The 20,284-nt window shown below is 45.1% G+C and carries 23 protein-coding genes; all 23 read right to left on the bottom strand.

Annotated features, from left to right (window positions below; all coding sequences use genetic code 11):
- Positions 1-27 precede the first annotated feature (27 nt).
- The 23 genes from KQH97_RS06540 to KQH97_RS06430 all read right to left on the bottom strand — a co-directional run bounded on the left by KQH97_RS06540 (position 28) and on the right by KQH97_RS06430 (position 20,276).
- Positions 28-477 carry a hypothetical protein gene (locus tag KQH97_RS06540; protein WP_216553572.1) on the bottom strand — a complete coding sequence of 150 codons (450 nt, stop codon included), beginning with the start codon at positions 475-477 and terminating at the stop codon, positions 28-30.
- Positions 478-594: 117 nt separating this feature from the next.
- Complete coding sequence (gene tpiA, locus KQH97_RS06535) at positions 595-1,371, bottom strand: triose-phosphate isomerase (RefSeq protein ID WP_216553570.1); 777 nt, start codon at positions 1,369-1,371, stop codon at positions 595-597.
- 126 nt (positions 1,372-1,497) lie between these two features.
- Positions 1,498-1,815: a TfoX/Sxy family protein gene (locus tag KQH97_RS06530; protein WP_118125041.1), complete on the bottom strand. Its 318-nt coding sequence runs from the start codon at positions 1,813-1,815 to the stop codon at positions 1,498-1,500.
- Between the two features lie 9 nt (positions 1,816-1,824).
- On the bottom strand, positions 1,825-2,373 hold the full coding sequence (locus KQH97_RS06525; RefSeq protein ID WP_117903783.1) for a hypothetical protein: 549 nt from the start codon (positions 2,371-2,373) through the stop codon (positions 1,825-1,827).
- On the bottom strand, positions 2,370-2,993 hold the full coding sequence (locus KQH97_RS06520) for a hypothetical protein (RefSeq protein WP_117878208.1): 624 nt from the start codon (positions 2,991-2,993) through the stop codon (positions 2,370-2,372). Before KQH97_RS06520 ends, KQH97_RS06525 begins: the two co-directional genes overlap by 4 nt.
- 74 nt (positions 2,994-3,067) lie before the next feature.
- Positions 3,068-4,291 carry a phosphoglycerate kinase gene (gene pgk, locus KQH97_RS06515; protein WP_022287444.1) on the bottom strand — a complete coding sequence of 408 codons (1,224 nt, stop codon included), beginning with the start codon at positions 4,289-4,291 and terminating at the stop codon, positions 3,068-3,070.
- Positions 4,292-4,429: 138 nt separating this feature from the next.
- Positions 4,430-6,697 (bottom strand): ATP-dependent Clp protease ATP-binding subunit, encoded by a 2,268-nt coding sequence (locus KQH97_RS06510; RefSeq protein ID WP_216553568.1) that lies wholly within the window; start codon positions 6,695-6,697, stop codon positions 4,430-4,432.
- A 40-nt stretch (positions 6,698-6,737) separates the two neighbouring features.
- Entirely contained in the window at positions 6,738-7,616 is an 879-nt protein-coding gene (locus KQH97_RS06505) for a CvpA family protein (protein ID WP_216553566.1), read from the bottom strand.
- Between the two features lie 16 nt (positions 7,617-7,632).
- Positions 7,633-9,273, bottom strand: coding sequence for a DUF5711 family protein (locus KQH97_RS06500; RefSeq protein ID WP_216553564.1), 1,641 nt, complete (start codon positions 9,271-9,273; stop codon positions 7,633-7,635).
- Entirely contained in the window at positions 9,239-10,003 is a 765-nt protein-coding gene (gene truA, locus KQH97_RS06495; protein WP_046441640.1) for a tRNA pseudouridine(38-40) synthase TruA, read from the bottom strand. Before truA ends, KQH97_RS06500 begins: the two co-directional genes overlap by 35 nt.
- Positions 10,004-10,020: 17 nt before the next feature.
- Entirely contained in the window at positions 10,021-10,305 is a 285-nt protein-coding gene (locus KQH97_RS06490) for a hypothetical protein (RefSeq protein WP_022287449.1), read from the bottom strand.
- A 10-nt stretch (positions 10,306-10,315) separates the two neighbouring features.
- Positions 10,316-11,119, bottom strand: a complete 804-nt coding sequence (locus KQH97_RS06485; RefSeq protein ID WP_117956501.1) for an energy-coupling factor transporter transmembrane protein EcfT — start codon at positions 11,117-11,119, stop codon at positions 10,316-10,318.
- Positions 11,120-11,196: 77 nt separating this feature from the next.
- Positions 11,197-12,060 carry an energy-coupling factor transporter ATPase gene (locus tag KQH97_RS06480; RefSeq protein WP_022287451.1) on the bottom strand — a complete coding sequence of 288 codons (864 nt, stop codon included), beginning with the start codon at positions 12,058-12,060 and terminating at the stop codon, positions 11,197-11,199.
- Positions 12,061-12,072: 12 nt separating this feature from the next.
- The gene (locus KQH97_RS06475) at positions 12,073-12,921 is read right to left on the bottom strand and encodes an energy-coupling factor transporter ATPase (protein WP_216553561.1); all 849 of its coding nucleotides are present in this window, start codon (positions 12,919-12,921) and stop codon (positions 12,073-12,075) included.
- Positions 12,922-12,945: 24 nt separating this feature from the next.
- The gene (locus KQH97_RS06470; RefSeq protein WP_117903796.1) at positions 12,946-13,245 is read right to left on the bottom strand and encodes a hypothetical protein; all 300 of its coding nucleotides are present in this window, start codon (positions 13,243-13,245) and stop codon (positions 12,946-12,948) included.
- A gap of 72 nt (positions 13,246-13,317) precedes the next feature.
- Positions 13,318-14,214 carry a carbohydrate kinase family protein gene (locus tag KQH97_RS06465; RefSeq protein WP_216553559.1) on the bottom strand — a complete coding sequence of 299 codons (897 nt, stop codon included), beginning with the start codon at positions 14,212-14,214 and terminating at the stop codon, positions 13,318-13,320.
- A 28-nt stretch (positions 14,215-14,242) separates the two neighbouring features.
- A complete protein-coding gene (locus KQH97_RS06460) occupies positions 14,243-15,106 on the bottom strand; it encodes a class I SAM-dependent methyltransferase (RefSeq protein ID WP_216553557.1) in 864 nt (287 codons plus the stop codon).
- Positions 15,107-15,127: 21 nt separating this feature from the next.
- On the bottom strand, positions 15,128-15,820 hold the full coding sequence (locus KQH97_RS06455) for a flavodoxin family protein (protein ID WP_216553555.1): 693 nt from the start codon (positions 15,818-15,820) through the stop codon (positions 15,128-15,130).
- A gap of 9 nt (positions 15,821-15,829) precedes the next feature.
- Positions 15,830-17,173, bottom strand: coding sequence for a phosphoglucosamine mutase (gene glmM, locus KQH97_RS06450; RefSeq protein ID WP_216553553.1), 1,344 nt, complete (start codon positions 17,171-17,173; stop codon positions 15,830-15,832).
- 216 nt (positions 17,174-17,389) lie between these two features.
- Entirely contained in the window at positions 17,390-18,427 is a 1,038-nt protein-coding gene (gene ruvB, locus KQH97_RS06445) for a Holliday junction branch migration DNA helicase RuvB (protein WP_022287457.1), read from the bottom strand.
- Between the two features lie 16 nt (positions 18,428-18,443).
- Positions 18,444-19,043 carry a Holliday junction branch migration protein RuvA gene (gene ruvA / locus KQH97_RS06440; RefSeq protein ID WP_117903806.1) on the bottom strand — a complete coding sequence of 200 codons (600 nt, stop codon included), beginning with the start codon at positions 19,041-19,043 and terminating at the stop codon, positions 18,444-18,446.
- Position 19,044: 1 nt separating this feature from the next.
- Positions 19,045-19,548, bottom strand: a complete 504-nt coding sequence (ruvC, locus tag KQH97_RS06435; RefSeq protein ID WP_022287459.1) for a crossover junction endodeoxyribonuclease RuvC — start codon at positions 19,546-19,548, stop codon at positions 19,045-19,047.
- Positions 19,549-19,766: 218 nt separating this feature from the next.
- Positions 19,767-20,276 (bottom strand): Gx transporter family protein, encoded by a 510-nt coding sequence (locus KQH97_RS06430; RefSeq protein WP_216553551.1) that lies wholly within the window; start codon positions 20,274-20,276, stop codon positions 19,767-19,769.
- Positions 20,277-20,284 lie beyond the last annotated feature (8 nt).

The following is a 20,284-nucleotide window of genomic DNA, read 5'->3' as shown; positions in this document are numbered from 1 at the left end:
AGTCCTTTCAACAACATTTTATTGGCATTATCCCCAATAACCGCCATTTTCAAGGAAGCTCAGGACATATTCCTTAAATTCCTTGGCGGTATCGTCGCCTGTGTAATAGGTCTTTGCGCCGATACGGACATAGTTGCTCTCTCCTGCTTCATAGTAGATAGAAGTTCCCTCTGAACATTTTATATCCAGCCAATCGCCGCCAACAACGTACTCCTTTGAATCCGGCTCTTTTTCTTCTGCGTTTTCCATGACTTTCGTGCGGAACTCTGTTATCTTGTCGAGAAGCTCGCTATCTGTGAACTCAACGCCACTAAGGAGCTTACTAGAGTCCATTTTGATAGTTACATTTTCAAGCTGAGCTTCAGATGTTGTCTGAGAGCTTTCTGCCGCCGTTGCGCTGCTTTCGTCAACGCTTCCGCAAGCTGCAAATGACATACACATAGATAATACTAATGCTGCAAATATTAATTTTTTCACAGTTGCGTCCCCCTGTTCAAAAAAAGCAGAGGACAGCCGCAGCCGTCCCCTGCGGAACTTTTTATTTATTTGTTCTTGTGACGAATGATATTTTGCCCCTAGATATCCGCCTGTTAATTAGCCCTCAACTGCAGCCTGAACGATAGTGTTGAAGTCAGTAGCCTTCAGTGAAGCACCGCCGATAAGACCGCCGTCTACGTTCTCCTTAGAAAGAAGCTCTGCGCAGTTCTTAGCGTTCATTGAGCCACCGTACTGGATTGTAACTGCCTCTGCTGTAGCCTCGTCATAGATCTTAGCAAGTGTTGCTCTGATGAATGCGCAAACTTCCTCTGCCTGATCTGCTGTAGCTGTCTTGCCTGTGCCGATAGCCCAAACTGGCTCGTAAGCGATAACGGACTTCTTAACGTCCTCTGCTGATACGCCGAAGAAATCAAGCTTTACCTGTCTTGCGATAACTTCCTCTGTGATGTTGCACTCACGCTCCCAAAGAAGCTCGCCAACGCAAACGATAGGCTTAAGACCGGCTGCAAGAGCTGCCTTTGTTCTCTTGTTTACTGTTTCGTCTGTTTCACCGAAATACTGTCTTCTCTCAGAGTGACCGATAACAACGTACTCAACGCCAAGCTCAACGAGCATATCTGCTGAGATCTCGCCTGTGAAAGCGCCGCTCTTCTCAAAGTGAACGTTCTCTGCACCGATCTTTACGTTTGAGCCTGCTGTTGCGTTGATAGCAGTTTCAAGGTTTGTGAAAGGTACGCAAGCGATAACTTCTACCTTGCCCTCAGCGTTTGCAACGAGTGGCTTGATAGCCTCGAGAAGCTCCTTAGCCTCAGGTCTTGTCTTGTTCATCTTCCAGTTTCCTGCAATAATTGCTTTTCTTACAGCTTTTTTCATGATAAAAAACTCCTTTATTTTTTATAGGGAACAGAAAAAATTGTTCCTGCTAGTTTTCCAAGTCTATTATACAACATTCCCTCGTATTTGTCAACTAATTAACAAAGAACCTCCGCTGTTTTTACCTTATTTTTTCTTTGATCTTGGCGGTGGGAGCTGTTCATACATTGCTTCCACAAGTCCTTTGAGATGATCCTTATCATCGGTATTATCCACAAGGTACATTGGCTTTGCACCTTCATAGGGCATCTCTAACGTTATGTCTTTAAGATGATCTTCTGCAGCTTTCACGGACTTCACAAGAAGTCTGTTATCATAAATGCCACCGAATATTCTGTCCTTATAATATAATATATACTCACCAAACATTTTTCTTGCTCGGATATCTTCAAGCTCGCTGAGCTGTTCGAGTATGTATTCAAAATAACTCTCATCAGTTGGCATATTTTCTCCTTAAAGCTTGTCGATAAGCATAACAGCGCCGAAAATCCCCAGCAGCACGCCGATAGCTATCGCCGCATAACCGAACGGTGTCTTTTCCTCTTTCTGCTCTGCTTCCTTTTCTTCCTCGGTGACTTCCACCTTTGATTTTTCGTCGTCAAGATAAAACTCCTGCGGATTCTCAGGATTATACTTTATATCGATCATATCCCCTTTATTATAACCGTTGTCTGTAACTATCTGGGTATACTTTTCTCCGTTCACAGTATAACCTATTTTCCATTCAACAAAGACCTGATCTTCACCGCCGCTAAAAGACGGCATTGTTGTTTTTACCTTCTGCAAAGCCTTTGCCTGCATTGGCTCATAATGGTCTTCTTCGGGAATATTCTGTTCTTGATCCGGGAAAAACCGATAGCCTTTAAGCGCCTTGATACCGAAATATATCAGCCCTATTCCTGTAAGGAACAGAATTATCCCTCCGATTCCCTGCCAGCCAAGGTTAACGCCTGCCAAAACACTGACCTTGAAATTTTCAGCTAAAAGCATTAATTCGTTCATTCAGTCACCTCGTTTCTTTCAGAGGAATCGGGCGAGATAATGACAATATGTCCGCTTTCCGACCCGCTGTCCTCGAAGGTTTTCATATTAAAAGTATGTATGAAAGTCATTATAGAGATTACAGCAAACACCGCTGCAAAAGCTCCGAAAAAAATTCTCATGCTTATCCCGTAAACAAATTCGCCGCGGCATTCATTTTCAATTTCGGCGATACCGTCTGCATAATCCGAAAGGTAAAAATCGTCGGGATCATTCTCACCATAACATATATTTACATAGCCGTCGTTAAGAATGTTTTCGATAAATTTGCGGTAAACTATGCCGCTTTGATCTGTATATTCGATTTCAAGCTGGTTTACATAGGAAGTATACGCTCCCCTGCTTTCGGAAAAATCCTCATATTCGGATCTGCTTTCCCCTACTACCTTAGCAAACGTTTTAACATATTTACTGCAATCATCGGAACTTTCTGAATTTCCGTAACGCTTACAGCCGATCTTTACAAATCCAACTGCCGCCAGTGCCGACGCAACAGCCAATATACAGGCAAAAACAAATGCCGCAGTAATACTGCTTTGTGAATAGTATACTGTCAAAACCAAAGGTTCACGGTAAATCATTGATACCCCCATAATTAAAAAGGGGCAGGCAAATGACTGCCTGCCCCAGCTTTTAAGTCGAGCAAATATATAAATTACTTGTCGGCAATAACGTCGATACCCGGAAGAACCTTGCCCTCGAGGTATTCAAGTGAAGCTCCGCCGCCTGTTGAGATGTGTGACATCTTGTCAGCGAAACCGAGCTGGATAACTGCTGCTGCTGAGTCGCCGCCGCCGATGATAGTTGTAGCGTCTGTTTCAGCAAGTGCCTTTGCAACTGCGATAGTACCCTTTGCAAGTGTTGGGTTCTCGAACACGCCCATAGGACCGTTCCAAACAACTGTCTTTGCAGACTTAACAGCCTCGCCGAAGAGAGCCTGTGTCTTTGTGCCGATATCAAGGCCTTCCTTGTCAGCTGGGATCTTGTCAGAATCAACAACTTCTACATCGATAGGAGCGTCGATTGGATCAGGGAAACCTGCTGCAACTGTTGTGTCGATAGGGAGAAGAAGCTTCTTGCCAAGCTTTTCAGCCTTTGCCATCATTTCCTTGCAGTAGTCGATCTTTGTATCGTCAACGAGGGAAAGACCAACTTCCTTGCCCTGTGCCTTAAGGAATGTATATGCCATACCGCCACCGATGATAAGTGTATCGCACTTCTCGAGGAGGTTTGAGATAACGTTGAGCTTATCTGCTACCTTTGCGCCGCCGAGAATAGCAACGAATGGTCTAACAGGTGTTTCAACTGCATTTCCGAGATAGTTGATCTCTTTCTGCATGAGGTAACCAACTGCTGTTTCCTTAACGAACTTTGTAACGCCTGCTGTAGAAGCATGAGCTCTGTGAGCTGAACCGAAAGCGTCCATTACGAATACTTCGTCGTCAACGAGGTCAGCAAGTTCCTTAGCGAAAGCTTCGCCGTTCTTTGTTTCCTCTGCGCCTCTGAATCTTGTGTTCTCAAGAACAACGATATCACCGTCAGCCATTTCAGCAACAGCCTTCTTAGCGTTGTCGCCAACTACTGTATCGTCAGCAGCGAATGTTACCTTTGTTTCAGGAAGAAGCTCTGCAAGTCTTGCAGCAGCAGGAGCAAGTGAGAACTTAGCCTCTGGGCCGTTCTTTGGCTTGCCAAGATGTGAACACAGAACTACCTTGCCTCCGTCAGCTACCAGCTTCTTGATAGTTGGGAGAGCAGCTGTTATTCTGTTATCGTTTGTAATAACGCCGTCCTTAAGAGGAACGTTAAAGTCAACTCTTACGAGTACCTTTTTGCCCTTTACATTAATGTCATCAACAGTAACTTTGTTTAAACCTGCCATTTTAAAGACACCTCTCAATTTAATTTTTTAATTCACGTTGTTAAAAAACTAACAACCTTACCTTTATTATATAACATACCGCCATAAAAATCAAGTATTTTTTTATAATTTTTACCCTGATTTTATAACTTCAGGCTTTTAAAGTGCGTCCACATTTATCTCTCCGTTGTCAGCGGATATTGCCACGGCGGACACCGCTCCCTCGCCCTTGTCTATAAGCAGTTCGGCTATCTTATCCTCAACCTCGTTTCTTATGACACGGCGGATATCTCTTGCACCAAGCTTCTGACCGTATGCCTTATGTGCGATAGCTTTCAAAGCTTCATCTGTATATCTCAGGCTGATATGTTTCTCCTCCAGCGGCGACTTCATCTCATCCAGCATAAGACCTGCTATGCCCGCGAAATTCTCCTCTGTGAGCGGATTGAACACAACTATCTCGTCTATTCTTCCAAGAAACTCAGGTCTCAGGAAATCTCTCAGGGCTTTCATTGCTTTATCCTTGGCGATATCGCTGTCGGTCTTATTGAAGCCCACACCCGTATCTCTATCAGTCGAACCTGCGTTTGATGTCATGACGATAACTGTGTTCTCAAATGAAACGCTTCTGCCCTGTGAATCGTTGATACGACCCTCGTCAAGTATCTGAAGGAGTATGTTCATAACATCAGGATGAGCCTTTTCTATCTCGTCAAAGAGCACCACTGAATATGGTCTGCGGCGCACCTTTTCGGTGAGCTGACCTGCTTCATCAAAGCCTACATATCCCGGAGGTGAGCCGATAAGCTTTGATACTGAGTGCTTCTCCATATACTCGGTCATGTCAACTCTGATAAGCGGCTCGGTGGCGTCAAAAAGCTCTTCTCCAAGGACTTTCACAAGCTCTGTTTTTCCAACGCCTGTTGGGCCGACGAAAATAAATGAAGCCGGTCTGCGACGTTTTGAAAGCTGAACTCTTGTACGCTTTATTGCCTTTGCGACCTTATCAACGGCTTCGTCCTGGCCGATAACACGCTTTGAAAGGGCTTCTTTCAGGTGCTTTATCTTGTCATATTCGGTCTGAGCTATCTTATTGGCAGGGATACCTGTCCAAAGCTCTATTACCTTTGAGATATCTTCCTCTGTGACCTGAACGTTTTTAAGAGTTTCTTCCACCTCTTTGAGTCTGTTCTGGATCCTGAGTATCTCGCCCTTTTCCTTTGCGATTATCTCATAGTCAGGGTCTGACTTCTGCTCGTAATCCTCAACGAGCTTTTCATGCTTTTTGAGTTCCTCGTTAAGTGCGTCGAACTCCTCTATTTCAGGTGTTCTGATACTTGTGCAGGCGCAAGCCTCGTCAAGAAGATCTATCGCCTTGTCAGGAAGAAATCTGTCGTTGATATATCTTTCAGAAAGCACTGCACACTCTCTGAGCATATCGTCTGATATCTTTACTCTATGGAAATTCTCATAATACTGCTTTATGCCTTTGAGGACTGTGATTGTGTCCTCAACTGTCGGCTCGGAAACTGTTACAGGCTGGAAACGTCTTTCAAGTGCAGAGTCCTTTTCGATATACTTTCTGTACTCCTTGAAAGTCGTTGCACCTATTACCTGTATCTCGCCTCTTGAAAGGGACGGTTTCAGGATATTAGCTGCGTTCATCGTTCCCTCATTGTCGCCTGTGCCAACAAGGGTATGCACCTCGTCTATAAAGAGGATAACATTGCCCTGCTCTTTTACTTCCTCTACAAGACCTTTGCAGCGGCTCTCGAACTGTCCTCTGAACTGAGTGCCTGCAACAAGTGCGGTAAGGTCGAGGAGGTAAAGCTCCTTATCCTTGATATGGAAAGGCACATCTCCGCCAACTATCCTCTGTGCGATACCCTCGGCAATGGCTGTTTTACCAACGCCAGGTTCGCCTATAAGGCATGGATTGTTCTTCTGACGTCTTGACAGGATATGGATAACTCTTGATATCTCCTTATCTCTGCCCACAACGTTATCAAGCTTGCCCTCTCTTGCTTTCTGAGTAAGATTTGTGCAATAGTTGTTGAGAAATTTAAGCTTTTTCTTTTTATCCTTTGGGTTTTTATCTCCGCCCTCATCGGTGGCTTTAGGCATACCTCCTGCGAGGTTGCTGAAAAGATTGGCTGCGTCACCGCCAAAAAGATTGCTCAGGAAGTTCGTTCCGCCCGGCTCAAAATCGTCCCCGTCAGAAGCCTCCATAAGCTGATTTGACATTGCTTCAAGGTCATCGTCTGAGATGCCCATTGCCTTCATATAATCGTCCACCTGCGAAATGCCAAGCTCCTTGGCACAAACAAGGCAAAGTCCCTCGTTCTTCTTGTGCTGAGGGTCCTTGGCGTTCATCTGTGAGATGAACACCACAGCAGGACGCTTTTTACATCTTGAACACATTAACATTTTTATTTGCTCCTTTCCTTACTGATACACCTTACGGTAATCATTTATACAGAATATCAAAGAAGTAACTGAACAGATAGGTATTTTCAAAAACAGCGCTGTTGAACTTGGGAAGCTTGTTCTCGGTAGCATTTATCACAGTGCAGACCATAAAGGCTATCAACACCAGATACAGACCGCCTTTGCAAAGACCAAGCGCCATGCCTGCGAAACGGTTTGCCGCTGTCAGACCTGCCATTCGGGTAAAAACTCCCGACAGACGCAGGATAAGCCTTATGACTATCTCCATAAGCACATACACTGTCATGAACACGCAAAGCCTTATAAAAGTCAGGGCGATCGGTCGGAAAATGTTCTTTTCCAGATACTCAGCACCAGTTCTGCCACCCTCAGAGAGAGCCTTGACGGCTTCGTCTATCTGCTCGGCAGTGAACTTCACCGCCTTAGACAGACTTTTTCCAAGCTTATTGCCCTCAAGCTTTTCGCTGAGCTTTTGGGGCATAACGCTGTGTATATACTCTGAAAGCTCCTCGCCCTTTTGCTGAGCGGTATCAAGGTCTGTTCCCTTTGAAACAAGCAGCTTTTCGGTATTCTCCGCAAGAGTGCCTGCCCCTGACAGGACGTTTTTTATCTCCTCATCTGAAAGGTCGATATCAACGCCCTCGTTTTTCAGTTCATTGCTCACAAGCTTTGAAAGATCCGTCTGTTCAGCAGCGTTTTCAAGGCTCGTTATAAGCTGTGTTTTAAAATATTTGTTATATACATTTTCAGCCGACATATTGGCTATAAGAAAAGCCACAAGAACGGCTGCCACTGTTCCGAGCATTGTGACGACATATCTCACAAAGCCCTTACAGTATCCTGTCAGAGCGGTCACGATAAGGATCATTATAACTGCTCCGTCAAAAAAATATGCCATATTTTCCTGCCTTTCGTCAGGTCTCGAAAGCTATTTTGTTTATCTCATGCAGACCCAGGAAATAAACGCTGTCGTTGAGGTAAACAAAGTCAAGATACTCAGAGGACACTGCCGCTGTTGCAAGTAGATTTCCTGCACTGTCATAGGCTTCTATATTATCCTCGCCGAGAAGGATCACCTTCTTGTTCTCTGCGGTCATTTTCTTAGGCTTGCCGCTTTGAGTATAAACAACGCTATCAGGCTTATCTCCGTCAGAGTCCGAACGGAACACTGCAAGAGTTCCTGTTTTACGCTGTATGCCATCGAATGCTACTGCGGCAGTGGTATCTGTCAGGGCATAGTCTGAAAGCTCCTCAGAATATTCATACTGCATAAGTATTTTACCATTGCTGTCAAGCTTGTAGAAGCAGGTATCGCCTACTACCCAATAGTCGCCGTTATCGTTTCGCTGAACGGCAACTGCGAGAGTTTCAAGCTGTTCGCTCTTCATCTTCTCCTCTGTGCTGTCAAAGGTCACATAATAGATGACCGAGCGTAACGCTCCGCCACTGCTTGAAAATGTTGAGATACAACAGCCGCTACCGTCCTTATCAAAGCTTATATCAAGTATCCTTCGTGAGCTTGACCACTGATATATCTCTGCTCCCGAGGAGTCATAAACTGTCAGCACTGCGGCATATTTCTCAGTCTGGGTGACCACTGCAACTGTGCTGTCAGGGGCTATCTCCGCCAAAAGTATAGACTGGTCTATATCCTTTGAAAGCAGCTCGCCCTTTTTATTCAGCACTCTGAAAGAATTTCCACCGTTATCGTAAACGAGCACACGCTTTCCGGATGTTCTTACAACAGGGTTTGCAAAGTTGTGAGAATTATCCGATATCTTATTGCCAGACTCGTCATAAAAAGCAATATTCCTGTCGTCAACTCGAACTATACCGTCGGAAAGCTGTTTTATAACGTTAACGGAGCTTTCATCAAAGGTCAACGGGAAATTTCCGCTTTGCTTTTTGCCGTCGTTTACTATAGTGGCATGAGGTCTGTCCAAAATGCCCTCAAGCTTCGGCACCCACACTCCTCTTGAAGCGTAAACGCCAACTCCGAAAGCGACCACCACTGCTATGGCGGCTATCTTTTTATAGAGCTTTTTGTTTTTCTCTTTCTTTCTTGCCGCTCTTATATCGGTGACGTTGGATATTTCCTCGTCAGACCTCTCTGCTTTCTCGGCTTTTTTCTCTTTTCTGCTTTTATGCTCGGATTTTTCCTCTTTGCTTTCTGAAGCCTGCTCTTTATTTTCACCGCCTGATACTGTTATCTTGCTTTCATCAGCTTTTTCAGGCTTTTCCTCATCGGCTTTATCCTCGGTGTTCGTCAGCTCTATTCTGCTTCGTGACTCCTCGGCTTCTTCCGCTTCTTTTCGGAGCTGTTCTTCCTGCTCACGTTCCGCCGCTTTCTGAGCCGCCTTTTTCTGGCGCTTTATCTCTCTGAAAGTAACGTTCGGCATAGGCTCTTCTGCACCGTGAAACTCGTCACGCTGAACAAAATCCGTCTGCTTGGTTATTCTTATTGTTTTTTCTTCTTTGGTAGGCGGATTTTTCTTTCTCCGCCTGCTCTTTGATCTTTTATCATTCACCTTGTTCAGATCCTTTATCTTTATCATAATACACTTCGTTAAGATACAATCCCTGCGGCGGAACGGTCTTTCCGCCTCTTGTTCTGTCCTTTGACGCAAGTATATCGGGTATTTGAGTTTCTCCTATCTTGCCCTCATTTATAAAAATAAGCGTGCCTACCATTATCCTTACCATATTGTACAGAAAGCCGTCTCCCGAAACTGTGAATATCACAAGCTCGCCCTCACGTCTTACATGGAAAGAAAATATAGTCCTAACTGTATTCTCCTTGGTGCAATCAGTGGAACACATGGCTTTGAAATCGTGCGTTCCCACAAAATCCTGTGCCGCCTTATCAAGCTTTTTCTCGTCTATTGGAAACCAACTGCGGTAAGCTGTATCTTTATAAAAAGGATTTTTTATCTCGCTATTATGTATAATATACTCATACTCCTTGCCGCTGCACATATATCTTGCGTGAAAATCAAGGGGGACTTTTTCGCACTCCAGCACTGAGATATCGTCCGGCAGCTTTGAATTAAGTCCGAAAACTATGCCACGGCAGGTTATTGTGGACTCTATAAGAAAGCTTGCGCAAAATCTTCTTGCGTGCACTCCTGCATCTGTTCGTGAACAGCCGTTCACTGTGACTGTCTGTCCCGTCAGCGAGAGGATAGCTTCTTCAAGCACCTGCTGGACGGCAAGGGCATTGTTCTGCCTTTGCCACCCATGATATGCTGTGCCGTTATAGGCAAGTATTATCCTGAAATTTGTCATGAGTATATCCCGTTTCTTTAGTCGAGTGTTATGGAATCTATATTGTCAAGTCTTACTATCATGGTGCTGTCGCTTTTCTTTTCGTGAACGATAAGCTTTACCCACTCGTCGTCTGCGTCAAGAATAGTACAGCTATGACCATAAATCCCGTCGCCGTCAATGGTACATTCTCTGCCGATAAGTTCTTTTATAATGCCTGACATTTTACTTCCCCCATTTACATTTCTCTCAAGTTTCTTGACTTTTCTTTCCAAAGCATCAAGTCTGTCGTCCTGATCCATATCTTTAAAAACACTGCTCATAATACCCCTCCTAAAGAACTATATTTATGACGATAACGCCTGCAAGGAACAGCACGCAGAATATAGAGCCATAGAGATCGACTATGCTCATATGGAGCTGTTTCATTCTTGTTCTGCCCTCTCCGCCGTGATAACAACGGCACTCCATTGCAAGAGCAAGCTCCTCGGCGTGTCTGAACGATGCCACAAAAAGCGGTATCAGCACTGGGATAAGAGCTTTGGCTTTCTGAATGAGCGAGCCTGTTTCCATATCCGCTCCTCTTGCTTTCTGGGCTGACATTATCTTGTCTGTTTCCTCGATAAGGGTAGGGATAAACCTCAGGGCAATAGTCATCATCATTGCAAGCTCATGGACAGGCACTTTTATCTTTTTCAGCGGTGAAAGCAATCTTTCGATAGCGTCTGTCAGGTCGATAGGCGAGGTGGTGTAGGTAAGAAGCGAAGTGCCGACAATAAGGCAGATTATCCTTATCATCATGAACACTGCCGTGTCAACGCCTTCATCGGTTATCTTGAGAAATTTCCACTCAAAATAAGCTTTGCCCGTTCTGATAAAAAGCAGATTGAGTATCGCCGTAAATATTATTATCGGCACGATAGGCTTCAAGCTTTTTAGCATGAGTTTACCGGGTATTTTAGATATGATAAAAGTGAGAATAGTAAAAGCTATGCCCACAAGAAGTCCCCACACGCTGTTTGCGGCGAAAAGCATTACTATGAAAACCGCCGTCATTATTATCTTTATTCGTGCGTCCATTCGGTGAATGACAGAATTTCCGGGAAAATACTGTCCTATAGTAATATCCTTTATCAAGGTATATTCCTCCAATTTTCTATCTCAACTTACACAGTCCTGCTCTCTGCTCATATGGGTCAAAGGCAGTCCGCTGCTTACTTATTCTTTTTCTGCTCCAGCATTTCAAGGATGACCTTTTTCGCATAGCCAACTGTATACACATCGTCCTTAATATCTATGCCCATGGCTTTGAGCCTGTTTATAACTCTTGTTATCTGCGGCACTGCAAGTCCCATTGACACAAGCTCCTCAGAGCGGTGAAACACCTTTACTGTATCGTCATAGCAGAAAAGCTTCGATTCGTTCATGACGAGTATCTTTGAAACGTTCTTTGCGATATCTTCCATAGAGTGTGATACCAGCAAAACAGTATTTTTCATCTGCTCATGATACTCTCTTATAAGACCAAGTATCTGCTCTCTGCCCTTTGGGTCAAGACCCGAAGCAGGTTCGTCAAGGATAAGCACCTTTGGGTTCATTGCCATAACGCCTGCTATAGCCACACGCCTTTTCTGTCCGCCCGAAAGCTCGAAAGGCGATTTATCAAGTATCTCAGGGCTTAGCCCCACCATTCTTGCGGCTTCTTTGACATACTTGTCTATCTGATCTTCCTTGATACCCATATTCTTAGGTCCGAATGCGATATCCTTATAACAGGTCTCCTCAAAGAGCTGATACTCAGGATACTGAAACACAAGACCCACCTTAAATCTTATAGGGCGAAGTCTTGATTTATCGTCCCACAGCCTTTCTCCGTCTATATAGACGCTTCCGCTCGTGGGCTTCAAAAGGCCGTTGAAATGCTGGATAAGGGTAGATTTGCCTGAGCCTGTATGTCCTATTATACCCACCATTTCGCCGTCATTTATCTCTATATTAACATTGTCTACGGCTGTTTTGCGAAAGGGCGTACCCTCGCCGTAAACATAAGTCAAGTTTTCCGTTTTAATTACTGCCATTGTTACTCCCTATCACTTAAGCATTTCATAAAGCTTCTGAACGCACTCGTCCTCGTGGATTATCTCGGTGGAGATGTCATAGCCTGCCCTTTTAAGCTCCCAGCAAAGCTCTGTCACCTGCGGCACGTCAAGTCCCAGATTTTTCATGGTTTCCACATTCGAGAATATCTTCTTCGGAACGTTATCCATTATTACCTCGCCGCCGTCAATGACCACCACACGCTGTGCCTGTGCGGCTTCCTCCATATAATGGGTAATAAACACGATAGTAACGCCCTGCTCGTTGAGCATTTTGACAGTTTTCATTACCTCGTCCCTGCCGTGAGGATCGAGCATGGCGGTAGGCTCGTCAAGAAGTATACAATCAGGCTTCATTGCGATTATGCCAGCGATAGCCACACGCTGTTTCTGTCCGCCTGAAAGCTTATGGGGTGCATGAAGTCTGTATTCATACATACCGACGGTTTTAAGAGCCTCGTCAACACGCCTGCGTATCTCATTCGGCTCGACGCCCATATTTTCAAGGGCGAAAGCCACGTCCTCCTCCACGATAGTTGCGACTATCTGGTTATCAGGGTTTTGGAATACCATGCCCACCTTTTCTCTTATAGGCAAGAGGTTATTTTCGTCCAAAGTGTCCATGCCGTTCACATAGACAGCCCCCGACTCAGGAAGATTTATAGCGTTTATGCACTTTGCAAGTGTAGATTTGCCTGAGCCGTTATGACCAAGCACTGCCACAAACTCGCCTTTTTCTATGTTCAGATCAATGCCTTTAAGCACCTCCGTTTTAACAGGTGGCTCTTCAAGGTCGTTCACATAGGAAAAGTGCAGATCCTTTATTTCAATAAAACTGCTCATTTTACTTTCCTTACTAAATTCTGTTTATTCCTTACTATCAGGCTGTTCTTTCTGTTCAGCCTTTCTTTCCTTATGCTTTTCGTAAACATTTTCGGCTTTGTCTATTCCTTTATCAAGGAGCTTTTCAGCCTTGTTCTTTACCTTTTTGCCCGTTTCGCTCTCTGCGAACTCGTGGGCTTTTTCCTTGCCCTTTTCAAACAGCTCTCCTGCTTTGCTCTTTATCTTCTGCCCCTTTTCACTTTCGGCAGCCTCGTGAGCTTTTTCCTTACCCTTTTCAAGCATATTTCCTGCCTTGTGTTTAAGTTCATCAAAATCAAAAGACATAACGTTTCCTCCTGTCTGAAATTTTAGTCTATACCTTATTATAATATATGGGTATGCGAACGCTGTTCGCCCCTACATATTGCCCATAAGCTTTTCAATATCTTTTACTGTCGGCGGATAAAGTGCGATAGGGAACTTTTCCACCGCCGCACCTGCCACAGCACAGGCTGTTTTCACCAATGTATCGTCATCAAGACCTTTATAAAGCCCATATACAGCGCCCGCCTTAAAGCTGTCTCCTGCGCCAAGTGTTGACACTACGTCTACTTTAAATGCAGGGCACATCTTTGGCACAGCACCCTTTCTGCCATACATCGCACCCATTTCACCAAGGGTAAATATCACAAGCCCGTCTGTATTATCTGTATAAAGACTGAAAAGCTCATCATAGCTTTTATCCGGATAATATTCATCAAGGTGCTGATGAGATATGCAATTTACTGCACAATGCTTATGTATATAGCTGTCATAGGCACAATCTATGGTGACGTATTTCTTGCCATATTTTACGCAATACTCAGCTATCTTATCACCAAAATAAGGGTCAGCCGCAACGCAGGCTGAATTTTTCACCGACTCCTCCGAGGGCTGTTCATAAAAAGCCTTCGGACGTGAATAAAGCTTATCCCATTCGCCAAAACAGGTGCGTGTATTTTTATCTATTATAACATAGTCGGTCACGCCCTCGAAACCCTCTGTTACAAGCTCCGAAAGGTCAGCAGTCTTGTCTGCAAAATAATCCTTTATAAGCTTTTCATTGCCGCTTCCAAGGTGAGTACCGCCAAGCTTTACAGGCACATTCAGACTGCAAAGAACAGCCGCCGCTGTTCCGGTCTCACCACCGACAAGGTGATATTTTTCTTTTATCTCTGCCGTGCCGTCTGCCTTTGGAAAATCACCGTCAAGAAGAAACGAACAGGTGGAGATCATTTGGCCGTACATATAAACATAATTCTCAGTATATTTCATGTGAACACCATACCTTACTATAGCAAAGCTATTTCTGCCAAATTGCCGTTGAACCGCATGGAAGCACTCCGCCTGTTGCCTCCACAGGCAATCCTATCTCATCAGCCGTGACGTTTCCTCCGAACTTTGTGCCGAGGACATCTCTCAGGATATATGCCATAACTGAGGGTGAAAGTCCTGTGGTATAACTGTTGAGCAGGAAGAAAAGCGGCTCGTCGCTCAAAACGCCTGAGCAGGTCTTTACAAGGTCATAGATACAATCTTCAAGCTTCCATATCTCTCCGCCAGGTCCTCTGCCGTAGGACGGAGGATCCATAACGATAGCGTCATATGTCTTGCCACGGCGTATCTCACGCTGAACGAACTTTTCGCAATCGTCTACAAGCCAGCGAATAGGCTTATCGGAAAGCCCTGACGCAGTGGCGTTCTCTCTTGCCCACTGCACCATGCCCTTTGATGCGTCAACGTGTGAAACGCTTGCACCTGCTTCGGCACAGGCAAGGGTAGCTCCGCCTGTGTATGCAAAGAGATTTAATACCTTTATCTCTCTGCCTGCATTTCTTATTTTGTCAGCCATGAAGTCCCAGTTCACAGCCTGTTCAGGGAAAAGACCTGTGTGCTTGAAGCCCGTTGGTCTGATTATAAACTTCAAATTCTTATAGCCTATGTTCCAGCTTTCAGGCAGGCGTTTTCTGTATTCCCATTCGCCGCCGCCCTTTGAGGAACGGTGATAAATGCCGTCTGCCTTTGTCCAAAGGTCAGAACGCTTCGGTGACTTCCAGATTATCTGAGGGTCAGGTCTTACAAGCACCTTTCCGCCCCAGCTTTCAAGCTTATCTCCGCTTGAAGTATCTATTATCTTATAGTCTTTCCAGTTTTCTGCAATTCTCATAATTCTATCCTTATATAAAATTTACTTTTTCCACGGCCTTTTATTTTCCGTCCAGCCCTTTGCCTTCCAATATGCACTGTCAGCAGGGTTCCAGCCCTTTTTGTTTGCAAAGTGGAAAATAGTGAAATACATTCTGCCCTTAGCACTGACCTTTGGCTCAAAGCTGTCGCTTTTAAGCTTTGCGGCAATGCGATCGGTCTTTTTCTCTATCTTTGCAAGCATTTTGTCTGAAACCTTGCTCCAGCTCGTTGCGTGTATGCCGAAGCCTATCTTATATATCTTAGGCACTCCCCAAAATGACAAGCTATCCGCCATATCTTTGTTAGTGCTTTTCATACCTGCACCTGCGGCTGTAGATATGACCACGGCACGCTTTGAGAACATTTTCTCCTCAGGTCTGTGAACTATCCAGCGCCAGCCATAATGGTCGAGCCATGCTTTCATCGAGCCTGTGCAGTGGTAGACATACACAGGGGAAGTAAGTATCAGCACGTCTGCTTCGTCCACCGCTTTGGTGATAGGGTCGAGCTTCTCATAGTGAGGACACTTTTCTTCGCCTTTCATAAAGCAATTGGTACAGCCGCAGCAGAACTCGCCGAAATCTCTCGGCAGGAAGAACTCTGTCACCTCGCCGCCAAGTTTATCGGCTAACATTTTGCCTATATGATATGTAGAGCCTTTATGGTTTTGACCATTTATCAAAGCTATTTTCAAAATATCACCTTACATTTTTTCGATAAGCTCCGCTATCTTGTGTGCATATTCTGTGATTATGCCTGTTCTCTTGCCCTCTATCATAACACGAACGAGAGGCTCTGTGCCTGACTCACGGACAAGTATCCTGCCCTCGTCACCAAGCTTTTCGGAATACATCTTTATAGCGTCTGTTATCTCAGGGACTTTATCCCACATACCCTTTTTGTCTGCTGTTATCTTAACGTTCACAAGCACCTGTGGGTAGCACTCCATGCAGGCAGCAAGCTCGCTCGCCTTTTCGCCTGTGTATTTGAGGACTGTCAGAAGCTTTGTACCTGTCAGCTCACCGTCGCCTGTGTTTGCATAGTCAAGAAGAATGATATGACCTGACTGCTCACCGCCTATATTATAACCGCCCTTGAGCATTTCTTCAAGGACGTATCTGTCGCCCACCTTTGTGGTAGCGGCAACGATGCCGTTTGCCTTTGCATACTTGAAGAAGCCGAGGTTTGTCATAACTGTAACAACGCAGGTGTTGTTTTTGAGAATACCAATGTTCTTCATATATTTTGAGAAGATAGCCAGTATCTTGTCACCGTCGATAAGCTCGCCCTTTTCGTCAACTGCAAGACATCTGTCAGCGTCGCCGTCAAAGGCAAGACCGATATCGCAATGATTATCAACAACTGCCTTTTGCAGACCCTCGATATGTGTTGAGCCACAGTCCTTATTTATATTCGTTCCGTCCGGCTTATCGTTGAGCATTATACACTTTGCACCAAGTCCCTCGAAAATTCTCTGTGCGCACACGGAAGCTGAGCCATTTGCACAGTCAAGAGCCACACGGATACCGTTGAAATCTGTCTGAACTGTTTTCATAACGTAGCGGATATAATCCCAAGCTGCGTCCTTTTCGTAATAAACGTGACCTATATCACAGCCGTCCTTAAGCTCTATCTTTTCAGGTGTGTCCAGGATAAGTGCTTCTATCTCGTTTTCTATCTCGTCAGAAAGCTTGAAGCCTGTGCCAGAGAAAAGCTTTATGCCGTTAAACTCAACAGAATTGTGTGAAGCTGATATCATAACGCCTGCGTCTGCGTTGTATTTCTTTACAAGCATTGCAACGGCAGGGGTAGGAACAACACCGAGTATGTGAGCGTCTGCACCAACTGAGCAGATACCAGCCACCAGTGCGGACTCCAGAATGTCGCCTGAGATACGGGTATCCTTGCCTATGATTATCTTAGCCTTGTGGTTTGTTTCCTTCGTAAGTACCATTGCGGCAGCTCTGCCTATCTGCATAGCAAGCTCACAGGTAAGCTCTGTGATAGCTACTCCTCTTGCGCCGTCAGTTCCAAATAATCTTCCCATAATAATTAGCTCCTTTTCGAGGTCATACCTCTATATTTTTTTTATTTATGTAAACTCTATATTAACACACATATTAAATTTATCCGATAATAAAATTTTTCCAAAGATAGAAAGTGCAGTGGCAGGCGAACAGTGTTCGCCCCTACAGAACAAGAAATTCATCGCCGCAGGCGATACCTTAATTCCTCACTCCTCACTCCTCATTCCTCACTAAGCTCACAGGTGCGTTTGTCCGTCCTTGAGAAATCCCAGATGATCGTAAGCAAGCTGTGTCGCCACACGTCCCCTTGGGGTCTTTGAGAGGAAACCTAACTGCATAAGATACGGCTCGCAAACGTCCTCAATGGTGACTGACTCCTCGCCGATAGCCGCCGCAAGGGTTTCAAGTCCCACAGGGCCACCGTCATAGCCTTTTATTATCATAGTCAGCAGACGTTTGTCGAGAGAGTCAAGTCCCAGCTTGTCAACGTCCATTCTGTTGAGTGCTATCTTAGCAATGTCTGCGGTTATCCTGCCGTTGCCCATGACTTCGGCAAAATCCCTTACTCTTCTGAGAAAACGGTTTGCTATTCTTGGAGTTCCTCTTGAACGCTTCGCTATCTCCTCTGCACCGTCATCATCACAAGCCACGCCAAGCAAAACTGCAGAACGCTTTACGATATCGGAAAGCTGTTCTGTATTGTAAAGCTCCAAACGCTGGATAACGCCAAAACGATCTCTCAGCGGTGCAGAAAGCGAGCCTGCTCTGGTGGTCGCCCCTATAAGAGTGAACTTGTTAAGCTCGATCCTTATAGACCTTGCCGCAGGGCCTTTGCCCATGATTATATCCAAGGCATAATCTTCAAGAGCGGGATAAAGAACTTCCTCCACCTGTCTTGAAAGACGGTGAATCTCGTCTATAAAAAGCACGTCGCCTTTTTCAAGGTTTGTGAGAAGTGCTGCAAGATCGCCCGGCTTTTCAATGGCAGGCCCTGATGTTATCCTGATATTCACTCCCATTTCGTGGGCGATTATGGCAGAAAGAGTGGTCTTGCCCAGACCAGGCGGGCCGTAAAGCAGAACATGGTCAAGGCTGTCGCCCCTGTTTTTTGCCGCTTGTATATATATTTTCAGGTTCTCCTTGACCTTTTCCTGACCGATATACTCGTCAAGTGTTTTAGGTCTAAGGCTCACCTCAAAATCATCAGTTGTTTCCGCCTGAGTTTCTTTCGGGGTGACTATCCTGTCTATATCAAAATCTCCTTTTTCGATCATTTATGGAGTTCTCCTCTCAAAATTTCGCAAGTCCGATAAGGGCTTTCTTTATAAGCTCTTCAACGCTCAAATTCGGGTCAAGCTTTGATATAACTGACATTGCTTCGCCCTCGGTATATCCAAGCACCACAAGGGCTGTGACAGCTTCTTCGACAGCTCCGCTTGGAACAGCCGCAAAGCCCTGAGCCGCATTTCCTCTGACGGATATGGTATTCTCTTTTGCCACCTTATCCTTAAGCTCGAGGACTATCCTTTGTGCTATTTTTGTACCGATACCCTTTATCTTTGTGAAAGCCTTTGAATCCCCCGTTGCAACCGCAAGCGCAAACTGTGACGGAGTGCAGGCTGAAAGTATGGCAAGACCTGCCTTCGGACCTACTCCGCTGACAGATATGAGCATACGGAAGCTTTTAAGCTCCTCCTTAGTTGCAAAGCCGAAAAGCTCCACAGCGTCCTCCCTTACGGAGAGGTGAGTGTAAAGCTTGACCTCGCTTTTGCCTGCAATCTGCTGCAAGGTGGAAAAAGTAGTTTTGCAGGCATAGCCCACGCCTGCACATTCTATTACGGCAAGGTCGCTCTCGGTATGAACGAGCTTTCCGCTAAGTGAATATATCATATTATTTCTCCTCAAAATTTTTCATAACACGCCTTGTGTTCACTGAAAGTCCGTGAGTTATAGCGATAGCCACTGCGTCCGCTGTATCGTCAGGCTTTGGGATAGCTTTAAGATGAAGCATGGTCTTTGTCATTTCCTGCACCTGCTTTTTCTCGGCACGTCCATAGCCGACTATGGAGCATTTCACCTGCAAAGGCGTATATTCATAGATTGGAATATTTCTTATTATGGCAGGAAGCAGGGTCACTCCCCTTGCCTGTGCAACGTCAATGGCGGTCTTTTCATTGGTATTGAAAAAAAGCTTTTCTATTCCCATTTCATCAGGCTTATAGGTGGTTATTATCTCGGTCATATCATCGTAGATGACTTTCAGCCGTCTGTTGAAATCCATATCCGAAGAAGTGGTTATTGCACCGTAGTCAACAACAGTGAATTTTCCGCTGTTGTATTCAAGCACTCCGAATCCCACAATGGCGTAGCCCGGGTCGATACCAAGTATTCTCAAATCCACTCCTCCGTTCAATTTCAACGCTATCCTATAATGACCCTATTATAACAACTAATTATATCATATTTTTCGGTCAAATGCAAGCAAAACGCTGAGTTTTCACCTATTTCTCACAAGGCGAAAATGTAGAAATGCCACTTTGTGAAAAGTCTGTTTTTGGCTAAACTGACTATAGAACAAAACAGCGGTCATCAGGTATGCCCCTGACGCCGCTGTTATCTTTTTATGCTGTATTTTCTAAGGGGCGACTTCCACAATCTTTGGAGGATAAGACCATTGAGCGTGCCTGTGAGAATGCCGCTTATTATGAGATAAGGCAAAAAGCTGAACACCGCCCATGTGCCTGATATCACTGCCGCCGCACAAAGCTGACCTATATTATGGAAAAAGCCACCAAAAACTGATGTCACCCAAAGCTGGTTTTCACCAACTCTCGAAACCGCAATGTACATGGCGAGATACGCTAAAATTCCGCCTGTGAGTGAGAACGCAAAGCTCACCACAGTTCCGTAAAGCCCTGCCGCAAGGACTATCCTCAAAAGCAGCACCAAGCCTGCCTCTTTTCTACCGATAAAAAGCATCGCTGCCATAGTGACGATATTGGCAAGCCCAAGCTTCATGCCGCCTATGGGCATGACAGGGAATTGTGCCTCCACCATGAAAATGATAAGTGACAAGGCGGTAAAAATTCCTATAAGGGTGATTTTTTGTACTGATATCTTCATGCTTCCAC

Source organism: Ruminococcus sp. MSJ-25 (assembly GCF_018917825.1).
Lineage (GTDB): Bacteria > Bacillota > Clostridia > Oscillospirales > Ruminococcaceae > Hominimerdicola > Hominimerdicola aceti.
The sequence above is the reverse complement of the archived record's forward strand: the minus strand, read 5'-3'. Positions and strand labels throughout refer to the sequence as shown.